Consider the following 7,258-nt stretch of genomic DNA (forward strand, 5'->3'; position numbering starts at 1 on the left):
CGGGGGTCGCGGGTTCGAGTCCCGTCCACTCCGCCAGATTCAAAAAGCCGCAATCAAGCAATTGATTGCGGCTTTTTTTTTGTCTGTGGCGCTCTGGCAGATTTGATATGCTCCTGACTTTCTAGCAAGATACCCTTGCCATGCAAGTGCTATGGCGATACGCTATCGTTCACCCTTACAGATGTTGACAAAAGTTTTCCATGCGGGAACTTTTGCTGCCAATCGGTACACCATCTTGTCACCATTGGGCCTGCTTCCCGGTGACTGTCTCATCCCTTCATTGTTGTTCGTTTAACCACAGCTCCTTCGATCCATGCGTCCGGCGTCTTCCTTTCTGCTGTCGCTGCTGATGTTTGCCTCCATCATCGGGGTGCAACTCATCGCCATGTGGCCGGCAGGTTCGCAAGATGTGGTGGCCATGGCTTATGTACTCGACGCAGAGCCGCACGAATACGGTGTCGATGTGCTGCAGGAGTTCGAGGACGATGTGGAAGAAGATACGGTGGAGTTCTCCATTCACCGTCCACATCGCACTGCCGAGCTCAATCCGGCCCAGGATGATCGCAATGAATTGTTTGGCCCTCCTGAAGCGGTAGCTGTAGGTGTGGCCGATGTCCGGGTGCCTCCTCAGGGGCATGTGGTGCACCCGACTCATCCCTGGCCGGAAAGCATGTTGCGTCCGCCAAGTCTCGGCCTGCCGCAGGCAGGCTAGCTCCAGCTCAGCTGACGTCATCACGTCAGAACGTTTGTGCTGGGCTTTTTAGACCCCCGATACCTGCTGCCCGTTATTCCAGCGCCTGCTGGCCTGGAATGTGCTTGTCTGCAGAGCATGGCTCTGAGACAGGTCTGGGCGGCTTCACCTGCTCAGGTGTAACTGATCCTGCATTGCATGCGGCGGCCGCCGCATGTGCATGACGGGTTTCCGACCCTTTCCTCACTTTATCTGCCCTCAAGAAGGCAGCTGTGTTCTATGTTCAATAGATCGATAGTGCCGGCTTCTTTACCGGCCAAGGCCAGTAAGAATTCTTCTGGCCATACACCATTGCGAAGCCCCAAACGCGTGGCCGTGTTCGGCCTGTGTCTCGCCGCAGCTCTGACTGCGCATGCTCAGACCAATGCTCATGGCACACCACAAATCAGCAGCACCATTTCAGATCAGGTGCAGCCCAAGCTGACTTTGACGCAGCTGGTGCAGACCGTGCTGGACAACAATCCCGAACTGCGCTCAGTGCAGCAGTCGAGCTTCACGGCTCAGGCCGCCGTGGTCAGCGCTGGCGCGCTGCCCAACCCCAAGCTGGAGTGGAGTCGCGGCGACAACAAGGCGCGTCTGGCATCGGCCACGCCCGGCAATGTGCAGACCATGGGGATCTCGGTTCCCATAGAAATGCCTTCCGTGCGCGCTGCTCGTATCGAGGCGGCGCAAGCCGGGCAGCGAGCATCCGTGCACCAGATTGCTGCATCGCGCAATGCACTCGTGGCCCAGGTCAAGCTCAAGGCCTACGAGGTGGTGCTGCGACAGGCGCAGGCACAGGCCGCCTACGATGCCGTCAAGCTGCTGGAACAGGCCCATGAGCGTGTACGCGTACGTGTTTCCAGCGGTGAGGCGGCGCGTTACGAAATCATCAAGGCCGATGCCGAACTGATCAACGCTCGTCAGCAGGAGCAGTCTGCCCGTTTGCTGGCCGAGCAATCCCAGCTCACGCTCAATCGTCTGGCTGCAGGCCAGTTACCCAATCGCTTTGATCTGGCCCTGTCTCTGCAGGATCCGGTGGAGACAGTGCAGTTGCAGAACATCAACTGGCAGTCCCATCCGGAGCTGCTGCAGCTGCAGTCCGAGGTGGACAAGGCCGAAGCGCAGAAGAACGGTGCCAAAGCCAGCCGTTGGCCGGGTCTTGAGCTGCGTTACGCGCAGACGCGAGAGCCCGATATCCGCAATAACACCATCGGCGTGAGCATGCAGATTCCGCTGTTCGACCAGCGTCGCGGTCCGATTGATGAGGCAGCTTCGGAAGCCGAGCGTGCTCGCCTGCGCATGGAAGGTCGCAAGGCCGAACTTGAGCAGCAAATGTTGCAGGCCTGGAAGGTCATGGAAATGGCGCAGGTGCGCACCAAGGCCCTGAGCGAGGGCGCGGTGCGCGAGGCCGAATCGGCCTTGCGCGTAGCCGAGGCTGCCTACCGCTTCGGCGAGCGCGGCATTCTGGATGTGCTGGACGCCCAGCGCGTGCTGCGCACGGTACGCGCCGATTTGCTTGAAGCCCGTTATCAGCTGCAATCCGCCCGGATTGAACTGGATTTTCTGGCTGGCCGCTATGCCCAGCCTTCCTCGCTTTGAGCTTTCAAAGTCAAGACCACGTTCTCGTATTTTTTGAATTCGCTTTATGTCTTCTCATCATCACTCCAGGACTGCGCGTCCCGCCTCTCTGGTTCTGGCACTGGCGTTGGCCGGGCTGACAACATTGACCCTGACTGGCTGCGGCAAGGAGGAGCCGGCTGCTGCGGTTGCTGCAGCAGATACCAAGGCCGAGCTTGACCCCATGGAAGTGGTTGTCTCAGCCGAAATGGCAACCAACTTCAAGACCGCCGCGGTAACGCAGGCCGAGGTTGCATCGGTGCAGGAAGTTGCCGGTCGCATTGAAGCCAACGAACGCAAGGTCACCCGCATCGGTGCGGCCGTGACAGGGCGTGTGACCGAGGTGCTGGCCGAAACCGGCGATCGCGTCAAAGCTGGTCAGACCCTGGCGCGCGTCGCCAGCCCCGAGCTGACCACGGCTCAACTGGCCTATATGCGTGCCAGCGCCACGGCGACTCTGGCAGAGCGCTCCGTAGAGCGGGCGCGTCAGCTGATTGCTGCCGATGTGATCGGCTCTGCAGAACTGCTGCGTCGCGAATCGGAAGTGCAGATTGCGCGCGCAGAGTTGAGGGCGGCAGGCGATCAGCTCAAGCTGATGGGCTTGTCCGCCGATGCGCTGAGCAGTTTGCGCGCCAAGGGCAATGTAGCCCCGAATGCCGCCATCACGGCTTCTGCTGCAGGTATTGTGATCGAGCGCCAGGTCAGCCAGGGTCAGGTGGCGCAGCCGGGGGACCCTCTGTTCACTGTGGCAGATCTCTCCAATGTCTGGGTGGTGGGCGCCTTGCCCGAGCAAATTGCGCGCAGCGTGCAGACTGGCCAGAACGTGCAGATCGATGTGCCGGCGCTGGGGCTGACCGTCGAGGAGGCTCCCATCTCGGGCAAGATCATCTACGTGGGTGACACCGTGTCCCCCGAAACCCGCACCGTGACCATTCGCACTCAGGTGGACAACAAAGATCTGGCGCTGAAGCCCCAGATGCTGGCCACCATGAAGATCCAGGGGGCCATGGAGAAGACTCTGGCGATCCCTGCGCTGGCGGTGGTTCGCGAGAACGACAAGGATCATGTCTACGTCAAGAAGGCCGAAAACCACTATCGCCTGACTCCGGTGGAGTTGGGCGCGGCCAGTGGTGGTCTGCGACCTGTGCTCAAGGGGTTGAGCGAAGGCTCCCAGATCGTGGTTGAAGGTGCATTCCACCTGAACAACGAGCGCAAGCGCGCAGAACTGGAGTAAGCCCATGATTGCCTCCATGATTCGTGCCGCGCTATCGCAGCGGCTGGTGGTGGTCGTGCTGGCGCTGGTGATGTGTGGCTTTGGCCTGCGTGCCGCCATGAATCTGTCGGTGGATGCTTTCCCCGATGTGACCAATGTGCAGGTTCAGGTTGCCACAGAAGCCCCTGGTCGTTCGCCCGAGGAGATCGAGCGTTTTGTGACCGTGCCTCTCGAAATCGCCATGACGGGACTGCCCGGGTTGGCAGAGATGCGCTCGCTCAACAAGAGCGGTCTGTCCATCATCACGCTGGTGTTTACCGATGCGACCGATGTGTACTTTGCCCGGCAGTTGGTGACGGAGCGTCTGATCGAAGTCACGCCACGCATGCCTGAAGGCATCGTGCCGGTATTGGGGCCGGTATCCACCGGCCTGGGTGAGGTCTACCAGTACACGCTGGACCACCCCGATGATGGCAAGCGCGAGCTGACCCAGGCCGAGTTGACGGAGCGTCGCACCATTCAGGACTGGGTGGCGCGTCCGTTGCTGCGATCCATTCCCGGTGTGGCTGAAATCAACTCTCAGGGCGGATATGTCAAGCAGTACCAGGTGCTGGTCGATCCTGCCCGCCTGCGTCACTACAACCTGAGCGTGCGTCAGGTGGTGCAAGCCGTGGCGGACAACAATGCCAATGCCAGCGGCGGCATCCTGCCGCAGGTGACCGAGCAGTATCTGATTCGCGGCGTGGGCATGATCCGCACGCTGGACGATATCGGCAACATCGTGCTCAAGGAGCAGGGAGGAGTGCCGGTCTATGTGCGTGATGTGGCCAAGGTGCAGATTGATGCCGAGGTGCGACAGGGTGCCATCATCAAGGGCGGCTATACCGAGGGCGTTTCGGGCATTGTGCTGATGATGCGCGGCGGCAATGCCAAGGAAGTCGTGACCCGCGTGAAGGAGCGTGCGGAGGAGATCAACTCCAAGGGCATGCTGCCTGGCGGCCTGCAGATCGTTCCTTACTATGACCGTACCGATCTGGTGGATTCCGCTCTCTGGACCGTGGGCAAGGTGCTGATTGAGGGCATCTTCCTGGTGGTGGTGGTGCTGTTCATCTTCCTGGGCGATGTGCGTTCCAGCCTGATTGTGGTGGCGACGCTGATCATCACGCCGCTGACCACCTTCATCATGATGAACAAGTACGGCATTTCGGCCAACCTGATGTCCTTGGGTGGCTTGGCGATTGCCATTGGTCTGATGGTGGATGCCACCGTGGTGGTGGTTGAAAACGTCTTCCACAAGCTGGGGCAGGCGGGCAATTCGCGCGGCGAGCGCATTCGCACCGTGCTGTCGGCCACTGTGGAAGTCGCTACTCCCACCATCTTCGGTATTGCCATCATCATCTTGGTGTTCCTGCCGCTGATGACGCTGCAAGGTATTGAAGGCAAGATGTTCGGCCCGCTGGCGCTGACCATCGCCATGGCTCTGGCGATCTCGCTGGCCGTATCGCTGTTCCTGTCGCCCGTGCTGTGCTCCTACTTCCTCAAGGGCGGTGCCGATCACGATACCAAGCTGATTGGCTTCCTCAAGCGCCACTATCTGCGTCTGCTTGACGGCGCGACTGCACGCAACCGCCTGACGCTGGCCGTGGCCGTGGCTTTGCTGATCGGATCGCTGGGCCTGTTCCCGTTCCTGGGCAAGTCTTTCATGCCGACCATGAAGGAAGGCGCGCTGACACCGCAGATCAACCGAGTGCCCAGCATTTCCCTGGATGAATCCATTCGCATGGAAATGGCTGCCATGAAGGAAGTCGCGCAGGTGCCCGGCGTGAAGTCCGTGGTGTCCAAGCTGGGACGTGGCGAATCGCCGGCCGATCCTGCTGGTCCCAATGAGTCAGACCCCATCGTGCTGCTGGACCCCGAGTCCGAGCGTACCCAGGATGAGATCGATGAAGAGATTCGTCAGCGCCTGTCCAAGATTCCCGGCGTGCAGATTGTGCTGTCCCAGCCCATCTCCGAGCGTGTGGATGAAATGGTGACCGGCGTGCGCTCGCAACTGGCCGTGAAGGTGTTCGGGGACGAGCTGGAAGACCTCAAGGAAGTCTCCGAGCAGGTGGCACGCATTCTGAAGAGCGTCTCCGGCAGTACGGACATACGTATCGAGCGCCTCTCGGGTCAGCAGGCTCTGACGGTGGATATCGACCGCAAGGCGATTGCTCGTCACGGTCTGAACGTTGCCGATGTGCAAAGCCTGCTGGAGTCAGCCATTGGCGGCAAGGATGTGACGACCTTGTATGAGGGTGAGCGTCGTTACTCGGTCGTGGTGCGTTTCCCCGAGTCCTATCGGGGATCGCCCGAAGCCATTGGCGCAACGCTGCTGACCACGGCGGCTGGCGCGCAAGTGCCGCTGAGCAGTCTGGCCAGGATCGAACTGGTCGATGGCCCCGCGCAGATCAGCCGCGAAGGTGGCAAGCGCCGCGTGGTGGTGGGCGCGAACGTGGAAGGGCGTGACCTGGCTGGCTTTGTTGCCGAGGTCGAGCAGCGCCTGGACAAGGAAGTCAAGCTGCCCGACGGCTATTACTTCAAGTTCGGCGGTCAGTTCGAAAACATGGAGCGCGCCATGGGCACGCTGCAGGTGATCGTGCCGCTGACCATCGTGGCCATCTTCTTCCTGCTGTTCCTGCTGTTCAACTCCATCAAGCTGGCAAGCCTGATCATTCTGGTGCTGCCCTTTGCTTCGATTGGCGGCCTGATTGGCTTGTTTGTCACTGGCGAATATGTGAGCGTGCCGGCATCGGTGGGCTTTATTGCCCTGTGGGGTATTGCTGTGCTGAACGGCGTGGTGCTTGTATCCAGCATTCGCCAACTGCGCCAGGACGGCATGGACGTGGCCGAAGCCGTGCGCGAAGGTTGTACTCAGCGTTTCCGCCCTGTGATGATGACCGCAACCGTGGCTTTGCTGGGTCTGGTGCCATTCCTGTTTGCGACGGGTCCTGGCTCCGAAGTTCAGCGTCCCTTGGCGATCGTGGTGATCGGTGGTTTGATTACCTCGACTTTGTTGACGCTGGTGGTGCTGCCCACGCTGTACCGCTGGTTTGACGAGAAGCCGACCGAGGCTTGATTTGAGAAAGGAGTGATCCGATGACGATGAAAGAAATCCGCGCCATCGTGCGTCCCAGCCGGTTGGAGCGCCTACGTACCGAGCTGCGTGCGATTCCGAACTTTCCGGGTGTGACGATTTTCAAGGCCGAGGGCTTTACGGCCCCCGCAGCCGTGGACAAGCGTACGGTCAAGGATGAGCTGACCGATTTTTCGGACAAGCTCATGGTCTGCGTAATCGTGGAGGAGTCCATGGTGGGGGCGATTCGCGAAGCCATCGTCGCGGCCTGCCGCACCGGGCAGATCGGCGACGGTCTGGTCTGGACGGTGGATATCGGCGAGATGCACCGTATCCGTGACGGCGGCGCCGTGAGCTGATCAGGCTTGGCACTGAAAGAAAAAGGGATGCTCTCTGCATCCCTTTTTTCATGCTTTCGACAAAATGTTGGAAGTTTGGAAAAACTGGCGAAAACCCTGTGCTACAATTTTTGCATTGCAGCAGAGAAACACTGTTTCATTGCTTCAGGGGGTATAGCTCAGCTGGGAGAGCGCTTGCATGGCATGCAAGAGGTCATCGGTTCGATCCCGTTTACCTCCACCAA

The 7,258-nt window shown here is 60.0% G+C and carries 5 protein-coding genes and 1 tRNA gene; all 6 read left to right on the plus strand.

The features are described from left to right. Window positions 1-313 precede the first annotated feature (313 nt). The 6 genes from ACWGXF_RS24145 (at window position 314) to ACWGXF_RS24170 (ending at window position 7,257) form a co-directional block, all read left to right on the plus strand. On the plus strand, window positions 314-712 hold the full coding sequence (locus ACWGXF_RS24145; protein ID WP_012837584.1) for a hypothetical protein: 399 nt from the start codon (window positions 314-316) through the stop codon (window positions 710-712). Window positions 713-1,060: 348 nt separating this feature from the next. After that, complete coding sequence (locus tag ACWGXF_RS24150; protein ID WP_256631320.1) at window positions 1,061-2,332, plus strand: TolC family protein; 1,272 nt, start codon at window positions 1,061-1,063, stop codon at window positions 2,330-2,332. A 46-nt stretch (window positions 2,333-2,378) separates the two neighbouring features. Next, a complete protein-coding gene (locus ACWGXF_RS24155; protein WP_054076138.1) occupies window positions 2,379-3,584 on the plus strand; it encodes an efflux RND transporter periplasmic adaptor subunit in 1,206 nt (401 codons plus the stop codon). Between the two features lie 4 nt (window positions 3,585-3,588). Next, window positions 3,589-6,678 (plus strand): efflux RND transporter permease subunit, encoded by a 3,090-nt coding sequence (locus ACWGXF_RS24160; protein WP_256630038.1) that lies wholly within the window; start codon window positions 3,589-3,591, stop codon window positions 6,676-6,678. A gap of 20 nt (window positions 6,679-6,698) precedes the next feature. Then, window positions 6,699-7,034: a P-II family nitrogen regulator gene (locus ACWGXF_RS24165; protein WP_039050540.1), complete on the plus strand. Its 336-nt coding sequence runs from the start codon at window positions 6,699-6,701 to the stop codon at window positions 7,032-7,034. 147 nt (window positions 7,035-7,181) lie between these two features. Continuing rightward, window positions 7,182-7,257 (plus strand) — tRNA-Ala (locus ACWGXF_RS24170). Window position 7,258: the final 1 nt, after the last annotated feature.

This window comes from Comamonas sp. HJ-2 (assembly GCF_053615495.1).

Coding starts and splice junctions, on each gene's coding strand:
- ACWGXF_RS24145 (WP_012837584.1), top strand. CDS start 314: ATGCGTCCGGCGTCTTCCTTTCTGCTGTCGCTGCTGATGTTTGCCTCC.
- ACWGXF_RS24155 (WP_054076138.1), top strand. CDS start 2,379: ATGTCTTCTCATCATCACTCCAGGACTGCGCGTCCCGCCTCTCTGGTT.
- ACWGXF_RS24160 (WP_256630038.1), top strand. CDS start 3,589: ATGATTGCCTCCATGATTCGTGCCGCGCTATCGCAGCGGCTGGTGGTG.
- ACWGXF_RS24165 (WP_039050540.1), top strand. CDS start 6,699: ATGACGATGAAAGAAATCCGCGCCATCGTGCGTCCCAGCCGGTTGGAG.